The 17,478-nt window shown below is 59.0% G+C and carries 17 protein-coding genes; 9 read left to right on the forward strand and 8 right to left on the reverse strand.

What is annotated here, in order from left to right; all coding sequences use genetic code 11:
* Positions 1–87 precede the first annotated feature (87 nt).
* Positions 88–744, forward strand: a complete 657-nt coding sequence (locus NH461_RS15970) for a LysE family translocator (RefSeq protein ID WP_261601258.1) — start codon at positions 88–90, stop codon at positions 742–744.
* Positions 745–863: 119 nt separating this feature from the next.
* Positions 864–2,645: a gamma-glutamyltransferase gene (gene ggt, locus NH461_RS15975; RefSeq protein WP_261601259.1), complete on the forward strand. Its 1,782-nt coding sequence runs from the start codon at positions 864–866 to the stop codon at positions 2,643–2,645.
* Between the two features lie 134 nt (positions 2,646–2,779).
* On the opposite strand, the gene uvrD is transcribed toward ggt, so the two are convergent.
* Positions 2,780–4,954, reverse strand: a complete 2,175-nt coding sequence (uvrD, locus tag NH461_RS15980) for a DNA helicase II (RefSeq protein ID WP_261601260.1) — start codon at positions 4,952–4,954, stop codon at positions 2,780–2,782.
* A 320-nt stretch (positions 4,955–5,274) separates the two neighbouring features.
* Between uvrD and NH461_RS15985 the strand changes: the two genes are divergently transcribed.
* From NH461_RS15985 to NH461_RS16000, 4 genes are read left to right on the forward strand one after another with little or no spacing between them, the layout of a single operon-like run.
* Positions 5,275–5,547, forward strand: a complete 273-nt coding sequence (locus NH461_RS15985) for a DUF2282 domain-containing protein (RefSeq protein ID WP_261601261.1) — start codon at positions 5,275–5,277, stop codon at positions 5,545–5,547.
* Positions 5,547–6,404 (forward strand): DUF692 domain-containing protein, encoded by an 858-nt coding sequence (locus tag NH461_RS15990; protein ID WP_261601262.1) that lies wholly within the window; start codon positions 5,547–5,549, stop codon positions 6,402–6,404. Before NH461_RS15985 ends, NH461_RS15990 begins: the two co-directional genes overlap by 1 nt.
* Positions 6,382–7,164 (forward strand): DNA-binding domain-containing protein, encoded by a 783-nt coding sequence (locus tag NH461_RS15995; protein ID WP_261601263.1) that lies wholly within the window; start codon positions 6,382–6,384, stop codon positions 7,162–7,164. Before NH461_RS15990 ends, NH461_RS15995 begins: the two co-directional genes overlap by 23 nt.
* The gene (locus NH461_RS16000) at positions 7,161–7,616 is read left to right on the forward strand and encodes a DoxX family protein (RefSeq protein ID WP_261601264.1); all 456 of its coding nucleotides are present in this window, start codon (positions 7,161–7,163) and stop codon (positions 7,614–7,616) included. Before NH461_RS15995 ends, NH461_RS16000 begins: the two co-directional genes overlap by 4 nt.
* A gap of 97 nt (positions 7,617–7,713) precedes the next feature.
* Here the strand turns inward: NH461_RS16000 and yigB are convergent, their stop codons facing one another.
* The 6 genes from yigB to lptM are packed head-to-tail and all read right to left on the reverse strand — an operon-like array spanning position 7,714 to position 12,330.
* Positions 7,714–8,430 carry a 5-amino-6-(5-phospho-D-ribitylamino)uracil phosphatase YigB gene (yigB, locus tag NH461_RS16005; RefSeq protein ID WP_261601265.1) on the reverse strand — a complete coding sequence of 239 codons (717 nt, stop codon included), beginning with the start codon at positions 8,428–8,430 and terminating at the stop codon, positions 7,714–7,716.
* Positions 8,431–8,475: 45 nt separating this feature from the next.
* Complete coding sequence (xerC, locus tag NH461_RS16010) at positions 8,476–9,387, reverse strand: tyrosine recombinase XerC (protein ID WP_315903229.1); 912 nt, start codon at positions 9,385–9,387, stop codon at positions 8,476–8,478.
* A complete protein-coding gene (locus NH461_RS16015; RefSeq protein WP_261601266.1) occupies positions 9,384–10,085 on the reverse strand; it encodes a DUF484 family protein in 702 nt (233 codons plus the stop codon). Before NH461_RS16015 ends, xerC begins: the two co-directional genes overlap by 4 nt.
* Positions 10,082–10,912: a diaminopimelate epimerase gene (gene dapF, locus NH461_RS16020; RefSeq protein ID WP_261601267.1), complete on the reverse strand. Its 831-nt coding sequence runs from the start codon at positions 10,910–10,912 to the stop codon at positions 10,082–10,084. Before dapF ends, NH461_RS16015 begins: the two co-directional genes overlap by 4 nt.
* Before the next feature lie 14 nt (positions 10,913–10,926).
* Positions 10,927–12,180, reverse strand: a complete 1,254-nt coding sequence (lysA, locus tag NH461_RS16025) for a diaminopimelate decarboxylase (protein WP_261601268.1) — start codon at positions 12,178–12,180, stop codon at positions 10,927–10,929.
* 30 nt (positions 12,181–12,210) lie between these two features.
* On the reverse strand, positions 12,211–12,330 hold the full coding sequence (gene lptM / locus NH461_RS16030) for an LPS translocon maturation chaperone LptM (RefSeq protein ID WP_261601269.1): 120 nt from the start codon (positions 12,328–12,330) through the stop codon (positions 12,211–12,213).
* A 78-nt stretch (positions 12,331–12,408) separates the two neighbouring features.
* On the opposite strand from lptM, the gene cyaY reads away from it, so the two are divergent.
* Positions 12,409–12,720, forward strand: a complete 312-nt coding sequence (gene cyaY / locus NH461_RS16035; RefSeq protein ID WP_261601270.1) for an iron donor protein CyaY — start codon at positions 12,409–12,411, stop codon at positions 12,718–12,720.
* A 70-nt stretch (positions 12,721–12,790) separates the two neighbouring features.
* Here the strand turns inward: cyaY and NH461_RS16040 are convergent, their stop codons facing one another.
* The gene (locus NH461_RS16040; RefSeq protein ID WP_261601271.1) at positions 12,791–15,370 is read right to left on the reverse strand and encodes a class I adenylate cyclase; all 2,580 of its coding nucleotides are present in this window, start codon (positions 15,368–15,370) and stop codon (positions 12,791–12,793) included.
* A 417-nt stretch (positions 15,371–15,787) separates the two neighbouring features.
* Between NH461_RS16040 and hemC the strand changes: the two genes are divergently transcribed.
* Positions 15,788–16,720, forward strand: a complete 933-nt coding sequence (hemC, locus tag NH461_RS16045; protein WP_261601272.1) for a hydroxymethylbilane synthase — start codon at positions 15,788–15,790, stop codon at positions 16,718–16,720.
* The gene (locus tag NH461_RS16050; protein ID WP_261601273.1) at positions 16,720–17,475 is read left to right on the forward strand and encodes a uroporphyrinogen-III synthase; all 756 of its coding nucleotides are present in this window, start codon (positions 16,720–16,722) and stop codon (positions 17,473–17,475) included. Before hemC ends, NH461_RS16050 begins: the two co-directional genes overlap by 1 nt.
* The last annotated feature ends 3 nt before the right edge of the window (positions 17,476–17,478 follow it).

The following is a 17,478-nucleotide window of genomic DNA, read 5'->3' on the forward strand; positions in this document are numbered from 1 at the left end:
TTGTGCGGTGGGTGTGAATTTTTTACAAGCGCCCGCTGGTGAGCCCGGGCATGCTATGACGATAGTTATCAGTCGCGGAAACACAGCATGAACGAAGTCCACACCCTCATGACCCTTTTAACCGTCCACTTTATTGCCCTGATGAGCCCGGGGCCGGATTTTGCCCTGGTGGTGCAAAATGCCGGACGCTACGGCCGCCAGGTCGGGGTCAGCATCGCGCTCGGCCTGTCGCTGGGGATCCTGCTGCACTCGATCCTCAGCCTGACCGGCACCAGCCTGCTGATCCGCGAGCAGCCGACCCTGTTTGCCCTGTTGCAAGGTGCCGGTGGGGCCTACCTGTTGTGGCTTGGCCTCGGAGCGGCCCGCAGCGCCTGGTCGACACTGCGCCGGACCAACGCCCCGGACAGTGACGGCGCCCCCGAGCCGGTCGCCGCCATCGGCAACATCAAACAGGCACTGGCCAAAGGCTTTGCCACCAATATCCTCAATCCCAAGGCGCTGGTGTTTTTCCTCAGCCTGCTGTCGACCCTGATCCCGGCCGGGATGTCGACGTCCGGCAAAATCACTGCTATCAGCCTGCTGTGGCTGATCTCCTTCCTGTGGTTTGCCCTGCTCGCCTGGCTGCTGACCGGTCAGCGGGTACAGCAAACCGTGCGCCGATGGACCCCTTACGTCGATGCCCTGTGCGGCCTGATCTTTCTGGTGATTGGCGCCATCATCCTGGTGCGGCTGCTGCCGCTGTAGGCCACTCAGCCGGCCGGAAGGAATGTTTGATAATGAGCACAGAAAAATGCTCATGAATTAGACAGTTACCCATTCTGCTCGTAGTCTGAATGAATATTCAAGGACAAGAGGAACACGCCATGGAATGGAACAAACGCCCCCTGGCTATACTACTGGCTGCCAGCCTGCTGAGCCCGCTCGCCCAGGCCAAAGAGCCACAAAGCAACCCGAGCAGCGGGCAGAGCACGGATCAGGTTGCCCCGGAAACCAGTACCGGCCGGAACCAACAGCAACTGATCACCGGCAGCGAGTGGATGATTGCCACTGCCAATCCCTATGCCAGCCAGGCCGGGGCCGAAATCCTCAAGCAAGGCGGCAATGCCATTGATGCCATGGTCGCCACCCAACTGGTGCTGGGCCTGACCGAACCGCAATCCTCCGGGATCGGCGGCGGGGCATTTCTGGTCTACTGGGATGCCAAGCAGGAAAATCTGACCACCTTTGACGGCCGGGAAACCGCGCCGCTGGCCGTGACGCCACGGCTGTTCCAAGATAAAGACGGCAAGCCGCTGGCCTTCTATGACGCAGTCGTCGGCGGCCGATCCGTCGGCACCCCCGGCACGGTCAAGCTGATGTGGCACACCCACCAGAAGCTCGGCAAGCTGCCGTGGCGGGATCTGTTCCACCCCGCCATCAAGCTGGCGAAAAACGGTTTCACCGTCAGCCCGCGCCTGGCGCAGCTGATTGATCAGGACCGCGAACGCCTGCAACGCTGGCCCAGCACGAAAGCCTATTTCTTCCATGAAAACGGCAAGCCGCTGCAAGCCGGGGAAACCCTGACCAACCCGGCCTATGCCGATACCCTGCGCCGGATTGCCGAGCAGGGCGCCAGCGCGTTTTACAACGGCGACATTGCCAAAGATATTGTCAACACCGTGCGCAATGCCGAGGGCAACCCGGGCGTGCTCAGTGTAATGGATCTGGCCACCTACCGGGTCAAAGAGCGCAAACCGGTCTGCGCCCCGTATCGCCAGTACCAGATCTGCGGCATGGGACCACCCAGCTCCGGTGCCCTGACCTTAGGCCAGATCCTCGGCATGCTCAGCCACTATCCGCTTGAAAACATGGGTCCGGACGATGTCCACAGCTGGCGCCTGCTCGGCGATGCCTCGCGGCTGGCCTTTGCCGACCGCGGCCAGTACATGGCCGACAGCGATTATGTGCCGATGCCGACCCTGGGCTTGCTGGCGCAGGACTACCTAGAGCAGCGCGCCACCCTGCTCAAAGGCGACAAGGCGCTGGCCAGTGTAGCACCGGGCCAACCCGCCTGGACCCACGCCATGCGCTATGCCCCGGATGAATCGATCGAGTTGCCGTCCACCAGCCATTTCGCCATCGTCGATCGCGACCGCAATGTGGTCTCCATCACCACCACCATCGAAAACGGCTTTGGCTCGCGACTGATGGTGCGCGGCTTTTTGCTCAACAACGAGCTGACCGATTTCTCGTTCCGCAGCCACAGTGACGGCCAACCGATCGCCAACCGGATCGAGCCCGGCAAGCGGCCGCGCTCGTCTATGGCCCCGACCATCGTGATGAAAGATAACCAGCCGCTGCTGGCCATCGGCTCACCGGGCGGCAGCCAGATCATCGGCTATGTCGCCAAAACTCTGGTCGGCCATCTGGACTGGAACCTGGATCTGCAACAGGCGATCAACCTGCCGAACATGAACAACCGCTTCGGCGCGTTTGAGCTCGAGCAAGGCACCGACGCCGAGCAGTGGGCACCGAAACTGGAGCAACTGGGCTTCAAAACCCAAATCAAGGATCTCAACTCCGGGGTCCAGGCGATCCGGATTGACGGCAAACGCCTGAGCGGGGCCGCCGATCCCCGCCGAGAAGGAGAGGTGCTGGCCCAGTAAGCCACACGCCTTCCACGTCTCCGGCCCAACAAAAAGCCCGCAGACTTTTCGTCTACGGGCTTTAGTCTGCGGGCTTTTCATTGGCGGAACGCGATGTCAGCACAACGCCGAAGTCACACAACGACGCTGGGGGCTTACATCGGCTCCAGCTTGGCGTACTGGGTCACCAGCCACTTGATCCCTTCACCGTTGAAGGCAACCTGAACCCGGCTCTGGGCACCACTGCCTTCAAAATTGATGATGGTCCCTTCACCGAATTTCGGGTGCATTACCCGCTGACCGAGGTTAAACCCGGTCTGGTTGAAGTTGTCATTCACCTGAGTCTGGCTGAAACGACCGCTGCTGGCCGGACGCGAGACCTGGGCCTTCATCCGCACTTCTTCGACAAACTCAGACGGGATCTCGCGAATAAAGCGCGATGGCTTGTGGAAGTTGTCCTTGCCGTACAGCCGACGCATTTCCGCGTAAGTGATGTAGAGTTTCTGCATCGCCCGGGTCATGCCGACGTAGCACAACCGGCGCTCTTCTTCGAGACGGCCCACTTCCTCGCTGGTGCGGGCGCTCGGGAACATGCCTTCTTCCACCCCGACCATAAACACCACCGGGAACTCCAGCCCCTTGGCACTGTGCATGGTCATCAGCTGGACCGCATCTTCAAATTCATCGGCCTGACCTTCGCCGGCTTCCAGCGCCGCATGGGACAGGAACGCCGCCAGCGGTGACAGATCTTCGGCTTCTTCCGGCACTTCATACTGACGGGTTGCCGTCACCAGCTCTTCTAGGTTTTCGATCCGCGCTTGGGCCTTCTCGCCTTTTTCCTGCTCGTACATGGCGCGCAGACCCGAGTTGCGGATCACCTCATCAGTCTGCTGGAACAGCGGCAGCTCGCAGGTATCATCTTCCAGCGCATTGACCAGTTCGATAAACCGGCGCAGGGCGTTAGCAGCCCGGCCGGCCAGCACCTGCTCATCGAGCAGGGCAACACTGGCCTGCCACAAAGTTGCGCCGCGATCGCGCGCCGCCATCCGGATAGTGTCCAAGGTGCGATCGCCGATCCCACGGGTTGGCGTATTCACCACCCGCTCAAACGAAGCATCATCGTTACGGTTGGACAGCAGGCGCAGATACGCCAGTGCATCTTTGACTTCCTGACGTTCGAAGAAACGCATTCCGCCGTAAATCCGGTACGGCAGACCTTCCTGGATCAGGGCTTCTTCCAGCACCCGCGACTGGGCGTTGCTGCGATACAGCAGCGCGGTGTCGTTCAGGGTGCCGCCCTGATCGCGCCACGCCTTAATCTTGCCGACGGCAAAGCGGGCTTCATCCAGCTCGTTAAATGCCGAGTACAGGGAGATCAGCTCGCCTTCCGCCCCTTCGGTCCACAACCGCTTGCCCATCCGCTCATTGTTATGGGCAATCAGTTCATTGGCCGCGTTCAGAATATTGCCGGTCGAACGGTAGTTCTGCTCGAGGAAGATGGTCGAGGCATTGTGGAAATCACGCAAAAAACGCTGGATATTTTCCACCTGAGCACCCCGCCAGCCGTAAATCGACTGGTCGTCATCGCCAACAATCATCACATGGCAGTCCGGGCCGGCCATCAGCCGCAGCCAGGCAAACTGGATGTTGTTGGTATCCTGGAACTCGTCCACCAGAATTTGCTTGAAGCGGGCCTGGTAATGTTCGCGGATATGTTTGTTGTCCCGCAGCAGCTCAAACGAACGCAACAGCAGCTCGGCAAAATCGACCAACCCGGCCCGATCGCAGGCTTCCTGGTAGGCACGGTAAAGCTGCAACCAGACTTGCTCAACCGGATCGTTGAAGGTTTCGATATGGTTCGGGCGCAGCCCTTCGTCTTTCTTGCCGTTGATATACCAGGCCGCCTGGCGGGCGGGCCACTGTTTCTCATCCAGGTTCTGGGCCTTGATCAGGCGGCGCAGCAGGCGCATCTGATCGTCCGAGTCGAGAATATTGAAATCTTCCGGCAGGCGGGCATCGAGGTAGTGGGCGCGCAGCATGCGATGACACAGGCCGTGGAAAGTGCCGTTCCACATCCCGGCGCAGGAGCCCTGCATCAGGGCATTGATCCGGCCGCGCATTTCAGCCGCCGCCTTGTTGGTAAAGGTCACCGACATAATGCCGTACGGTGATGCCTGTTCAATCTGCAACAACCAAGCGATTCGATGGACCAGCACCCGGGTCTTACCACTACCCGCCCCCGCCAGCACCAGGTGATTCCCCAGCGGCGCAGCCACCGCCTCGCGTTGCTTGTCATTCAGGCCATCTAACAGGAGTGAAGCGTCCATCATTACCTACTGGTTATTTATACACTGGCGACGATTATAACAGCTCCACTTGAGAATGCCTTATCGAACTTCGCCCCGCCCTTGCGAGGAGAAATACCAGACCGCTCACGCGTTGATAGCGCCGTTTCAAGTCACTGTCCCGGCTCCCTTTTGTTCTATGCTTGAAACGACGACATGTTGCGGAAACGATCAGTGAGTTAAAAAAGTGTGAAAGAAATCTCAGCCCGGCCCTTTCTAATCACACGAGAGCATCATCCATGCCATCACCGTGCGTCGCCCACACGCGATGCCACCGCAACCATCCGTATTGAAGAGGATATCTCATGAAAAAATCGACCAACCTCGCCCTCGCCACGGCTGTGACCGGCCTGCTTGCCCTGGCAGGAACCGCGGCCACCACAACCACCGCCGTCGCCGCCGATGCCAAAGAAAAATGCTACGGCGTTGCCAAGGCCGGGAAGAATGACTGCGCCACCAAGACCAGCTCCTGCGCCGGGACCGCCAAAGTCGACGGGGCCACAGACGCCTTCATCATGGTGCCGAAAGGCCTGTGTGATCGGCTGGCCGGCGGCTCAACAACCCCGAAATCGAGCTAATGCGTCCGGCTGACACGCAATTGGTGGGGGTGGGTCTACGGCCCCCCCACCTGACCGAATTCTGCGACCAGCAACCGGCGATCGGCTGGCTGGAGATCCACAGCGAGAATTACTTTCTCCCGACCTCTGCCGCCCGGCAGCAATTGCGGCAAATTGCCGAGCACTACCCGATCAGCTGCCACGGCATCGGCCTGTCCCTCGGCTCCGCCGACCCGCTGGATCGGGCGCACCTGAGCCAGCTCAGGCACCTGGTGGATGAGATCAACCCGATAGCAGTGTCCGAGCACCTCAGCTGGAGTTCCATCAACGGACAATTTTTCAATGACTTGCTGCCCATGCCGTATACCGAATCAGCCCTGCGCCACTTTTGCGACAAAGTCGGACAGGTCCAGGACGCCCTCGGCCGCCAAATCCTGATCGAGAATCCGTCAAGCTACCTGCAGTTTGCCCATGCCGAGATGCCCGAGTGGGAATTTCTCCACCAGGTGCAGCAGCACAGCGGCTGTGGGCTGCTGCTCGATCTCAACAACATCTATGTCAGCGGGTTTAACCACGACTTTGACTGCCAGACCTATCTGGCCGCGCTGGATGCCTCAACGGTGAAAGAAATTCACCTGGCCGGCTTCACTGTCAAACAACTCGAGGCCGGGGAGATCTGGATCGACACCCACAGCAAGCCGGTCAGCGAGCCGGTCTGGCAGCTCTACCGCGACTGGCTCCGCCAGCACGGCCCCGTGCCGACCCTGATCGAATGGGACCAGGACATTCCCGCACTGCCGGTGTTGCTGGCAGAAGCCGACAAAGCCCGAAATATTCTGCGCCAGGAGGCCCCGCATGGCCGCTTCGTCACCCCCTGATCTCCAGCAATTGCAGCAGGAATTTGCCGCCGCCCTGCACTACCAGCCCAGCCCGGTGGCTGCGCAAGTAGAAAACGGTGCCCTGAGCGCCGAGCAGCGACTCCAGATCTACCGCAATCACTTTATTCTCAGCCTGTCCGAGGTGCTGGAAGCTGTTTATCCGGCCGTCCAAGCCGTCATCGGCGAGACCTGTTTTGCCCAGTTGGCCCGCCAGCATGTGCTGCGCCAGCCGTTGCAGCACGGCGATGTCAGTTGCTATGGTGACAGACTCGAAGACATCATTGCCGGATATCCGGAGTTAACCGACGCCGTCCCCTATCTGGCGGCGCTGGCCCGCCTGGAGTGGCAGGTTGACCGCGCCGGGCACGCCCCGGCTTCACATCACACATTTCCGTTTGCCAAGTTACAACAACTCACCACCGGCAATACGGCCGATTTCTCCCGGTTACAACTCACCGTGCCCGAAGCCACCAACTGCCTGGATACCGACTACCCCGTAGCCACCCTGTGGCAGATGATCACCCATAACCAGATCGAGACCATCGACCTGGATCAGGCTCAATCGGTGGTGATCCAGCATCGCCCGGATCACATCGCCGTGATCCCAACCAACCGGGCCGGCACCGCCCTGATCCGCCTCAGCCAGCGCGGCGAGACGCTAGGCCGGGCATCCGAGGCCATGCTGGCCGAACTGGGCGAATTGGTCCGGCAACAAATTTTTTCTGATGTTCAGGTTGTGCCACAGGGAGATGCTTTATGAAAAATATTGTTCAGCAGATTGATCGCCTGGCAGAGCGGACGACCGAGCCGCTCATCCCCTTGCTGTTGCTGTTCACCCGGCTGTGGGTCGCCTGGGTCTTTTTCAACGCCGGGCTGATCAAATATGCCAGCTGGGACAGCACCCTTTACCTGTTTGAATTTGAATATCAGGTTCCGCTGCTGCCGTGGAAATGGGCGGCCTACCTCGGCACCGGGGCCGAGCTGATCCTCCCGGCCTTTCTGGCGTTGGGCCTGCTGACCCGCCCGACCGCGTTGGCACTGTTTGCATTTAACGCCATCGCGGTGGTGTCCTACCCGCTGCTGTGGGAGCGCGGTTTTTTTGATCACCAACTGTGGGGCATGATGCTGCTGGTGAATTTGTTCTGGGGCGCCGGGGAGGTTTCCCTCGACCAGCTGTTTCGCCGGGCCCCGAAACAGAGCCTGCTGGAATAAATGGCCTACCCAAGGCCAGATGGCAAAAAGGCGATCTGCAGATCGCCTTTTTCATTTCTGAATGTTCAGCGGTGATTGAAGCGACCGGCCCAACCGCTCAGACCAACGCCAACAGCTGGGACAGAGAATGGATCTCAACATCCGGCAGCCATTTGGCTTTCGGCTCCCGGCTCAGTTGACGCTGCTGATCATTGAGCCAGCATGCCTGCATCCCGTGCAGTTTCGCCCCGCCGACATCACTGACCAAATGGTCGCCGACATGCAGAATCTCACCGGGCGTGAGTCCCAACAGAGCCACCGCCTGGGCAAACAGATCCGGTTCCGGCTTGGCCAGACCGTCCCGGCCAGCCACCAGAACCCGGTCAAAGTACTGGCTGAGACCGATTTTTTCCACATCCACATTACCATTGGTGATCGCCAGCATCGGCACCCGCTTGCCCAGCTCACGGAGCACCCGGTGGGTTTCCGCCGGCACCTCAACCTGATTGCGGACCACCAGCACATGCCGGACCCCGGCCTGAGCCGCCTGCTCCGCCAGCGTCTGGGCATAGCCCAGCTGCATCAAGCCGATTTTCAGCAACTCATAGCGCCATTGCGTCACGTCGTGGCGCAGCAGCGGGTTGTGCTCGGCCAGCCTGAACTTGAGCCGCAGCCAATCTTTGCGGGTCAGCGCGTCGCTGATCGGGTGAACGTCCGCCAGCCAGTCATACATGGCCTGCTCTGCCCGCCGGATCACCGGCCGGTTGTCGTACAAGGTATCATCGAGATCAAATGTCAGCGCCTTAGGGGGCTGGTAGCGACGATAAAACTGCATGGCTGCCTCTGCAAAAAAGAATCAAACAATGCGACCCACGAACGGCTAGCGTTTGCCCCGCTTGGCTCGCGGATGCGCCTCATCATAGACCTGGGCCAGATGCTGAAAGTCGAGGTGGGTATAGATCTGGGTGGTCGACAGGTTGGCGTGCCCGAGCAGCTCCTGCACCGCCCGCAGATCCCCGCTAGACTCAAGCATATGGGTGGCAAAGCTGTGACGCAGTTTATGCGGATTGATATGGCTCGACACCGCCTGCTTCTGACCCCACTCGGCCATGCGCTTCTGGACATTACGGGTCGAAATCCGCTGCCCCAGCTTGGAGACAAACAGCCCCGGCTCATCTCCGGCAGCCAGCTGGCCGCGCACCTTGAGCCAGTGTCCGACCCAATCCCGGGCCAGTCCGGCAAACGGCACCACCCGCTCTTTGTCGCCTTTACCAATCACCCGGATATCGCCCTTGCTGAGGCTGATGTCCCGCACGTCAAGATTCACCAGCTCCGACAAACGCAGACCAGCACCGTACATCAGCTCCATCATGGCCCGATCACGGATCGACAGCGGATCATCTTCGTTGACATCGAGCAGCTGATCCATCTCGTCGACATCGAGGTTTTTCGGCAGCGGGCGGGCTTTGCGCGGTGCCGACACCCCTTTCGCGGGATTGGCCTTCAGATCGCCCTGATGGACCAGATAATCGAGAAAACTACGCAGCGCCGACAGGCGCATCGACAAGCTGCTGGCCTTGAGACCATCGCGCATCCCCTTGCTGGCCAACTGACGTACCCAGGCCGCATCGACCGTCTGCCAGTCGGTGACGCCCAGATCCACCAGCTGCTCGGCCATCGTGGTGAGCTGGCGCTTGTAATTGTGCTGAGTGTGCAGACTCAGTTCACGCTCGCTGCGCAGGTATTCATAAAAGCGCAGCAGCGGCTTTTCCAGTCCAGCTGGCAGGCTCAATCAATCACCTCACGGGTGTATTCCCAGTGATAGATCAAACGGGTCAGCACCAGCGCCAGCTGCTCGACGAACAAGGTGTCCATCGACGGCTGGAAATGACCGCCGTCCGGGCTGGCAAAACTCAGCACCCCGATCGGCTGCTCCAGCCCCAGCGGCAGGACCACAAAGGATCCCAGGTGCGGCGGCTGATCAAACAGCAACTCACTCTCCGGCTTGCGCAGGCGACCCAGGTACACCGAACGTTGGGACAGATGTGCAATCCGGAACGGTTCGAAAGCTTTGCGCTCTAAAAACAGGGTGTCGTCAAAACTGTCGAACAGCTTGAGGCTGACCTCCAGGTTCAACTTTTCCGCCAGGGATTCCAGGATCACCAGCGCCTGGTAAATATTGTGGGTCTGAAACAATTGATGCTGCGCCCGGGCAAAAATCTCAAACAGCTCGCTGTTTTTGCCGGCAGCAGCCACCAGGCCGCGGATTTCGCTTTCCAGATCCCGGACCTGATGACGCAACCGGGTCAGCTGGATTTCCACCAGAGACACGGCTCCCCGCTCCGGGTGGTTGACTTGCAAGCCGTCCAGCACATCCGGCTGGCGATCAAAAAAATCAGGATGGTCACGCAAATACGCCGCAACTTCCTGATCGGTCAACAGGGCGTCTGCCGCAATCGGCAGCTCGTCCAGTTGGGATACATCGGTCATAATACTATTTGTCCATCAAACACATGGGCAGCAGGGCCAGTCATGTACAACGGTTTGCCCGGACCCGGCCAGCGAATATGCAAATCGCCGCCCGGCAGGCTGACTTTGACTTTTTCATCCAGCAGCCCTTGCTGACGGCCAATGGCCACCGCCGCACAGGCACCGCTGCCGCAGGCCTGGGTTTCCCCTGCCCCGCGCTCATACACCCGCAGTTTCACTTCGTTGCGGTTGACGATCTGCATAAAGCCGGCGTTCACCCGCTCGGGAAAACGCTCGTGGGATTCTAACAAAGGCCCCAAGGAGTCGACGTCCGCAGTCGCCACATCCTCGACCACGGTCACACAATGGGGATTGCCCATGCTGACCGCCCCGCAAAAGACAGTTTGCTCGCCGACCCGCAAAATATAGGTTTTCTCCGCCTGCTTGGCCCGAAACGGGATCTTCGCCGGCTCAAAGTCCGGCACGCCCATATTGACCGTGACCTGATTGTCATTCTCCAGCTTGAGCACCATCTTACCGCCCTTGGTGCTGACGGAAATATGGTATTTGTTGGTCAGCCCTTTCATCCAGACGAAGCGGGCAAAACAGCGCGCGCCGTTGCCGCACTGCTCCACCTCACTGCCGTCGGCATTGAAGATCCGGTAGTGGAAATCCGTTTCCGGATCGTAAGGCGGCTCCACCACCAGCAGCTGGTCAAAGCCGATGCCGCGATGGCGATCGGCCAGGCGGCGAATGGCATCAGGCGAGAAGAACACATTCTGGGTCACACAATCGACCACCATGAAGTCGTTGCCTAAACCATGCATTTTGGAAAAGTTAATCTGCATGAAGTCCTGTCTCGTTATTCCGGTAAGATATGCTCAGACTGCCACAATTGCGCCAGGGTTTCACGTTCGCGCACCAGATGCGCCTGATCACCATCAACCATCACCTCGGCTGCCCGGGTCCGGGTATTGTAGTTCGACGCCATCACAAATCCGTATGCCCCTGCCGAGCGCACCGCCAACACGTCGCCTTCTGCCAGACACAGAGCGCGATCTTTGCCGATGAAATCCCCGGTCTCGCAGATCGGACCGACAAAATCATAGGTCGTCGCCGTCCCTTCGCGCGGGCTGACCGGAATGATGTCCTGCCAGGCTTGGTACAGGGTCGGGCGGATCAGATCATTCATCGCCGCATCGACAATGGCAAAGTTCTTATGCTCGGTGTGCTTGAGGTATTCCACCCGGGTCAGCATCACCCCGGCATTGGCGGCAATCGCCCGGCCCGGTTCAAAAATCAGCTCCAGTTGCGGGTGATCGACCAGGCGCGCCAGCAGGGCCGAAGCATAGGCTGCCGGCTCCGGCGGTTGCTCGCTGCTGTAAGTGACCCCCAGACCACCGCCGACATCCAGATGGTCGATTTCAATCCCTTCGGATTTCAGGGTATCAATCAGTGCCAACAGGCGATCGGTGGCATCGATGAAAGGCTCCAGCGCCGTCAGCTGTGAGCCGATATGGCAGTCCATCCCGGTGACCTTAAGGTGCGGCAGGCTGTGGGCCAGACGGTAGACTTCCGGCGCACGATCGAAGGCAATCCCGAACTTGTTATCCCGCAGGCCGGTGGAGATATACGGGTGCGTCTGCGCATCGACGTCCGGGTTGATCCGCAGCGAAACCGGGGCCACTTGACCCAATTCGCCCGCCACGTCATTGAGGCGGATCAGCTCCGGCTCAGATTCGACATTGAAGCACTTAATGCCCAGTGCCAGCGCCCGCTTCATTTCCGCCGCGGTTTTGCCGACGCCGGAGAACACCACCTTGGCCGGATCGCCGCCGGCGGCAATCACCCGCTCCAGCTCGCCCTGAGAGACGATATCAAACCCGGAGCCCAACCGGGCCAGAACATTCAGCACCCCGATATTCGAGTTCGCCTTCACCGCATAGCAAATCAGGTGCGGGTGATCCGCCACCGCCTGATCAAATGCACGCCAGTGGCGCTCCAGCGTCGCACGCGAATAGACATAAAGGGGCGTGCCAAAGCGCTCAGCCAGTTCACTCAGTGCGACGTCTTCGGCCCATAGCTGGCCGTCTTGCTGGTAATTAAAGTAATCCAATGTTGTCTCTTCCCTGTCTGCTCGCTGTGTTTACGGTTGTTGTTGTTGCTGCTGCTCAGAATCATCCGGCATATATAACGGACCACTCTGGCCGCAGCCGGTCAGTGCCAGGATCCCCAGAACCAAAATTGCCAATAAACCTTTACGCATGTTTCAAAGCCAGTGATTATCATTTCAATGCCCTCTATAATCGCACCAACACTCGGAAAAGCAATAGGACGCAATGGGATGAACGATACAGAATTTCATAAGCTGGCCGATGAAGTGCTGATGCACATCGAAGAAGGCATCGATCAGTCTGGTGCCGACATCGAATATGAAACGACAGGCAACGTACTGACGCTGGAATTTGAAAACCGCAGCCAGATCGTAATCAACCGCCAGGAGCCGCTGCATGAAATCTGGCTGGCCTCCAAATCCGGCGGCTACCACTTCAAATATAAGGATGGCGAGTGGCGCTGTACCCGCAGCGGCAATGAGCTGATTGCGCTGGTGAAGCAGGAATGCTCCCTGCACGCCGAAGAGCCGGTCAACTGGTAAGCCCCGAACTCAGACGCCAGAGATACAAAAAGCGAGAGCCGGGCTCTCGCTTTGTTGTTTTGGGGCCGCTTCAGCCCAGCTGACGGGACGATGCCGGCATCACCATCATCTCCGGTGCCGCGGACTCTGCCGGACGCCGCGGGATCTGCTGACCGCCCTTGAACGGGATCACCTGCGGCTCACCACCGTCGCTATGGACGATGTCGTAGAACTGCGGCAGGTTAAAGTTAATAAAGTTGGCACTGTAGCTGAAGCGATCCTGAGCCGAGGTGTAGAACCGGTTTACCCCGTGCACCATCTCGTTCTTATCGCCGCAGCACTGGCGGTACACTTCCACCCGATTCGCTTCATCGAGAATATAAATGTTATAGCCGCTGTCGCAGTCCTCGAAGAAGAACTGGATCAGCCCTTCACTGGCGTAGGAGTCGACAATTTCCGGCGGATGCGGCTCATCGGTTTTGCCCATCACCAGATTGGCCGAGCCAAACAGCTTGTTAGTCGAGATGCAGCTGTAGAAATCAACCGAGTTCTCCAGCTTCTGGACCGATACCCCGCGGCGTTCGAAAAACAGGCCGTGGGTCTGCTCGCCAATGCGAATGGCTTTAAAGCGGCGGCGTTTCTCCTGCTCGACCGGTTTCAGGCGCAACTCGATACATTCGGCTACCAATTGGTAGACCAGATTGCGGATCAGGCCGCGCATGTGCTTGCTGTAACAGAACACATCCACCGACTCGGGCGGGATCGCATCCTGGTGCATCTTGCCCAGTACCGTTTTGAGCGCATCGAGCATCGCATTCTCGCCGCTGAAGTTGAGGGTTCTCACTTCATTCCAAGAGTTGCGGTATACCAGATCGACACTGCCGACCAGGCACAGTTGCTCCGCGCCGTAACTAAAGATATCTGTGTTCTTGAAATCGAACTTCACCGCGCGGTTTTTCAGCGCTGTGGTCGGGTCATTCTCCAGGTTGATAAACAGACCGAGCTGGCGGATCTCACACGGACTTGACAGCGCCTGCAGGCCCGGCTGCGGCCGGCGGATCGGGAAGGTGTTGCGAATATCGCTGACCAGCTGATACAGCTTGTCGAGATCCATTGCCGCATCCCGCACCACGGTATGCAGGCAGGTCGATTCGGTCAGCAGGCCGTTGAAATAGGCCCACGCCACCAGCTTGCTCAGGTAGCGGTTATGCTCCAGCGACGGCTGGCCGAGGATCGCATAGGGGTCGAGCGAGTGCTTGTACAGATACCAGCCCGCGGCGTTGGTCCGCCCGGCCGGCACCTGGATCAGCGTCAGGTCCGGTTCGTGCAAATCCGGTGAAATCTGCGGATTGAGCAAGGTCACTTTGCCCGGCAGCACCTCAAACGCCGCATACAGTTTGCGGGCCAGGATACTGATATCTTCCGGGCTGATCGCCGAGGTAATATTGTTGCGCCGGGCGAAGCGGATCAGATTCCGGTAGCTCAGCATCAGGGCATCAAGCAGTTCATTATGCGCCCGCTTGACCTGCTCCACCTTCCAGTTCCGGCGGTTGTCCAGCTCCAGCAGCACCGCTTGCGGCCACTGCCAGGCCCCGGTCAGCTCTTCCAGCACGTCACGGCGCCAGGGCACCGAGCCCAGCGACGGCTCGCGGGTCAGTTTTTCGTGGGTCTTGAGATAAAAGCAGCGCCGCACCAGATCCAGCCGGCGATGATCATCAATCCGCTCCAGATAGCGGGTCACCTTCTCCAGCATCAGGAAGTACGCATCCATACAGTATTCGGTGCGATCCTCGGCGAAAAATCGCCGTTTGGCATCCAAACTAAGCAGTTGGGTGTGCGGATATTCCCACGAGTAGGCTTCGAGCAAAATGGCTTTGAGCACCGATTTGTACGGCGAGTCGATACTTTTATACAGCTGCCACAGACTGGAGCCGAAGTATTCCTCGGCCGGGATCCGACTCAGGCCGCCAAAATCGATCCACTTATCACGACGGATATACCCGTTACTTTCGAGGTAATGGAGATAATCGTCGTAACACTCCTCCATCTCCGGCGGCACCATGTACCACAGCAGTCGCTGACCGGCGAGTTGCACCGCCGAGCGGTAAAACTCATCGAGCAGCAGCAAGTGCTGGCTCGAACCACAATTCTCGCCGGTCATGGCTTCGGAGAAGTTGTCGCGGAAACGATTTTGGTCAATCAGGAAGAAGTTGGCTTCAACGCCCTGGGCCATCGCCCATTCGGAGACCAGGCCGCATTTGCTTTCCAGGGCGGCGCGCGCCTCGGCAGACAAGTCGGTGCGGATACAGACCCAGATATCGAGATCACTGGTCAGGCTCTGACCCAGGGAAGCGGTACTACCCATGGCATACAGGCCCAGGATTGGCATCTCGGCCAGGGACAGGATCGGGGAAGAAATCGTGGTGTGATGGGTCAGGCCACAATCATCAATAAACTGCTGCTGCGCGTCAGTCACAGTAAAGTCAGCAATCCCGGCCGGTACTGCCTGCTCCACATAGCCAGGCACCGCCGGATGATTGTAATGCAGCAGCACGGTCAGCAAATTAAAGACCCGCTCGGACGGGGCCGTCATGGCCGCACGAGCTCGTTCCAGCCGGAGCTGGTTCAGCTGATCCAGTCTGCGTTTTAGCGTCTCGATAAAATTGTGCAAATTACTCTTCCAAGAGCTGCCAGCTTGAGAGCGGCCCAAATCTGGTCATTCGACATGCAGCACAGGGGCCACACCGGAGCAAAAACGTGATCAATCTAACAGTTTTTGCTTTGACCGTAAAGATAGTGTCAGATTATGACAGCTTATGAATGGTATGCCGACTGATAAAATGCCTGGCCAGGCCCATCCTTAGTCCTAACTCACCCTCAAGTTAGTACAAACTCACTAAACCGCCAAAGACGGCAGGGTCATGCATTCGACGCCTCGAGGTTATGTGATAAATATCACACTAATCACAGCAAATGGCAAGACAATACTGCGTCACCGCACTGAGCTACAGATACGAATTACCATCACTTTCAAGGAGTGATACGATTACCGGATTACCCAAGTAAGTGATGATATGGATCTGATTCTATGAGCGATAAACCGATCCGGATTGCCACCCGCAAAAGCCCGCTGGCAATGTGGCAAGCTGAATTTGTAAAGGATGCCCTGGTGCAGGCGCACCCGGGCCTGAACGTCGAGCTGGTACCGATGGTCACCAAGGGCGACGTCATTCTGGATACACCACTGGCCAAGGTCGGGGGAAAAGGTTTGTTCGTCAAAGAGCTGGAAGTGGCGATGCTCGAAGGCCGCGCCGATATCGCAGTTCACTCGATGAAAGATGTTCCGGTCGAGTTTCCTGAAGGCCTGGGCCTGGTCACCATTTGCGAACGCGAAGATCCGCGGGACGCCTTCGTCTCCAACCATTACGACAACATTGCCGCGCTGCCGGCTGGTGCCGTGGTCGGCACGTCCAGCCTGCGCCGCCAGTGTCAGCTGCGCGCCCGGCGCCCGGATCTGGTGGTCAAGGATCTGCGCGGCAACGTCAACACCCGCCTGAAAAAGCTCGATGACGGCGAATACGACGCGATCATCCTCGCCTGCGCTGGCCTGATGCGCCTGAACATGCACGACCGCATCCGCGGCGCGATTGCACCGGAAGAGAGCCTGCCGGCCGTTGGTCAGGGCGCGGTCGGGATTGAATGCCGCCTGGACGATACCCGGGTCCGTACGCTGCTCGATGCGCTCAATCACTCGCCAACCGCCACCCGCGTATTGTGTGAGCGGGCGATGAACAACCGTCTGCAAGGCGGCTGCCAGGTGCCAATCGGCAGCTATTCAGAACTGGAAGGCGATCAAATCTGGCTGCGCGCCCTGGTCGGCGAGCCGGACGGCAGCAAAATTGTCCAGGGTGAAATTCGCGGCCCACTCGCCGATGCCGAAGCCCTGGGTACCGAGCTGGCAGATCAGCTGCTCGCCCAAGGTGCCAAAGAAATTCTGGAAAAACTGTACGGCGACGCCTGATGACCATCCTGATCACCCGCCCGGCACCGGAGGGCGACGCGCTGGCCCGACAGCTCAACGCGGCGGGGATCAACGCGATAGCCCAACCCCTGCTCGAGATTGGCCCGGGCGCTGAGCTGCCAACGCTCCAATCCCGGCTCGATCATCTGCAATCTGACGATTTTCTGATTGCCGTCAGTGCGCATGCAGTAGATCTGGCGCACAATTACTTGTGCTCGCAAGGTGCCAGCTGGCCAAAAAACGTGCATTATATGGCGGTTGGAGACAAAACGGCTGCCCGTCTCGCGGCCTGCAGCGGCCAGGAGGCCCACAGCCCCGAGACCCGCAACGACAGCGAAGGATTGCTGGCCCTCCCTGCCCTGACGCAGGTCCACGGCCGCCGCGTCCTGATCTTGCGCGGTAACGGCGGCCGCGAACTGATTGCCCAAACCCTGCAACAGCGCGGGGCTGAAGTGCATTACTGCGAAACCTACCAACGCCGCCTGCTGCCCCTGGATGGCGCAGCCCTGTGCCAGGCCTGGCAGGCGCAACAGGTTTCGTCCATAGTAATCACCAGTAGTGAGCAACTGGCATATCTGTATCGTTTGGTTCCAGAGCACGACAAAGCTTGGTTTCTGCAGCGACACCTTTTCGTACCAAGCCAACGCATTGCTGAGCAAGCCGCAGCGCTTGGTTTCAGCACTGTTTCCACAGTGGGAAGCGCGGCGAACTGCCAGCTTTTTACAACCCTAAGCAAGATAGGCACGATGGGATAAATC

It is taken from the genome of Photobacterium sp. TY1-4 (assembly GCF_025398175.1).
In the GTDB taxonomy this organism is placed as follows: domain Bacteria; phylum Pseudomonadota; class Gammaproteobacteria; order Enterobacterales; family Vibrionaceae; genus Photobacterium.

What these genes read in the sequence shown, in the direction of transcription:
- cyaY (WP_261601270.1), top strand. Translation starts at nt 12,409, where the DNA reads ATGAACGATACAGAATTTCATAAGCTGGCCGATGAAGTGCTGATGCAC.
- NH461_RS16000 (WP_261601264.1), top strand. Translation starts at nt 7,161, where the DNA reads ATGAAAAATATTGTTCAGCAGATTGATCGCCTGGCAGAGCGGACGACC.
- lptM (WP_261601269.1), bottom strand. Translation starts at nt 12,330, where the DNA reads ATGCGTAAAGGTTTATTGGCAATTTTGGTTCTGGGGATCCTGGCACTG.
- NH461_RS15995 (WP_261601263.1), top strand. Translation starts at nt 6,382, where the DNA reads ATGGCCGCTTCGTCACCCCCTGATCTCCAGCAATTGCAGCAGGAATTT.
- NH461_RS15985 (WP_261601261.1), top strand. Translation starts at nt 5,275, where the DNA reads ATGAAAAAATCGACCAACCTCGCCCTCGCCACGGCTGTGACCGGCCTG.
- NH461_RS15990 (WP_261601262.1), top strand. Translation starts at nt 5,547, where the DNA reads ATGCGTCCGGCTGACACGCAATTGGTGGGGGTGGGTCTACGGCCCCCC.
- NH461_RS16050 (WP_261601273.1), top strand. Translation starts at nt 16,720, where the DNA reads ATGACCATCCTGATCACCCGCCCGGCACCGGAGGGCGACGCGCTGGCC.
- ggt (WP_261601259.1), top strand. Translation starts at nt 864, where the DNA reads ATGGAATGGAACAAACGCCCCCTGGCTATACTACTGGCTGCCAGCCTG.
- yigB (WP_261601265.1), bottom strand. Translation starts at nt 8,430, where the DNA reads ATGCAGTTTTATCGTCGCTACCAGCCCCCTAAGGCGCTGACATTTGAT.
- NH461_RS16015 (WP_261601266.1), bottom strand. Translation starts at nt 10,085, where the DNA reads ATGACCGATGTATCCCAACTGGACGAGCTGCCGATTGCGGCAGACGCC.
- NH461_RS15970 (WP_261601258.1), top strand. Translation starts at nt 88, where the DNA reads ATGAACGAAGTCCACACCCTCATGACCCTTTTAACCGTCCACTTTATT.
- dapF (WP_261601267.1), bottom strand. Translation starts at nt 10,912, where the DNA reads ATGCAGATTAACTTTTCCAAAATGCATGGTTTAGGCAACGACTTCATG.
- uvrD (WP_261601260.1), bottom strand. Translation starts at nt 4,954, where the DNA reads ATGATGGACGCTTCACTCCTGTTAGATGGCCTGAATGACAAGCAACGC.
- hemC (WP_261601272.1), top strand. Translation starts at nt 15,788, where the DNA reads ATGAGCGATAAACCGATCCGGATTGCCACCCGCAAAAGCCCGCTGGCA.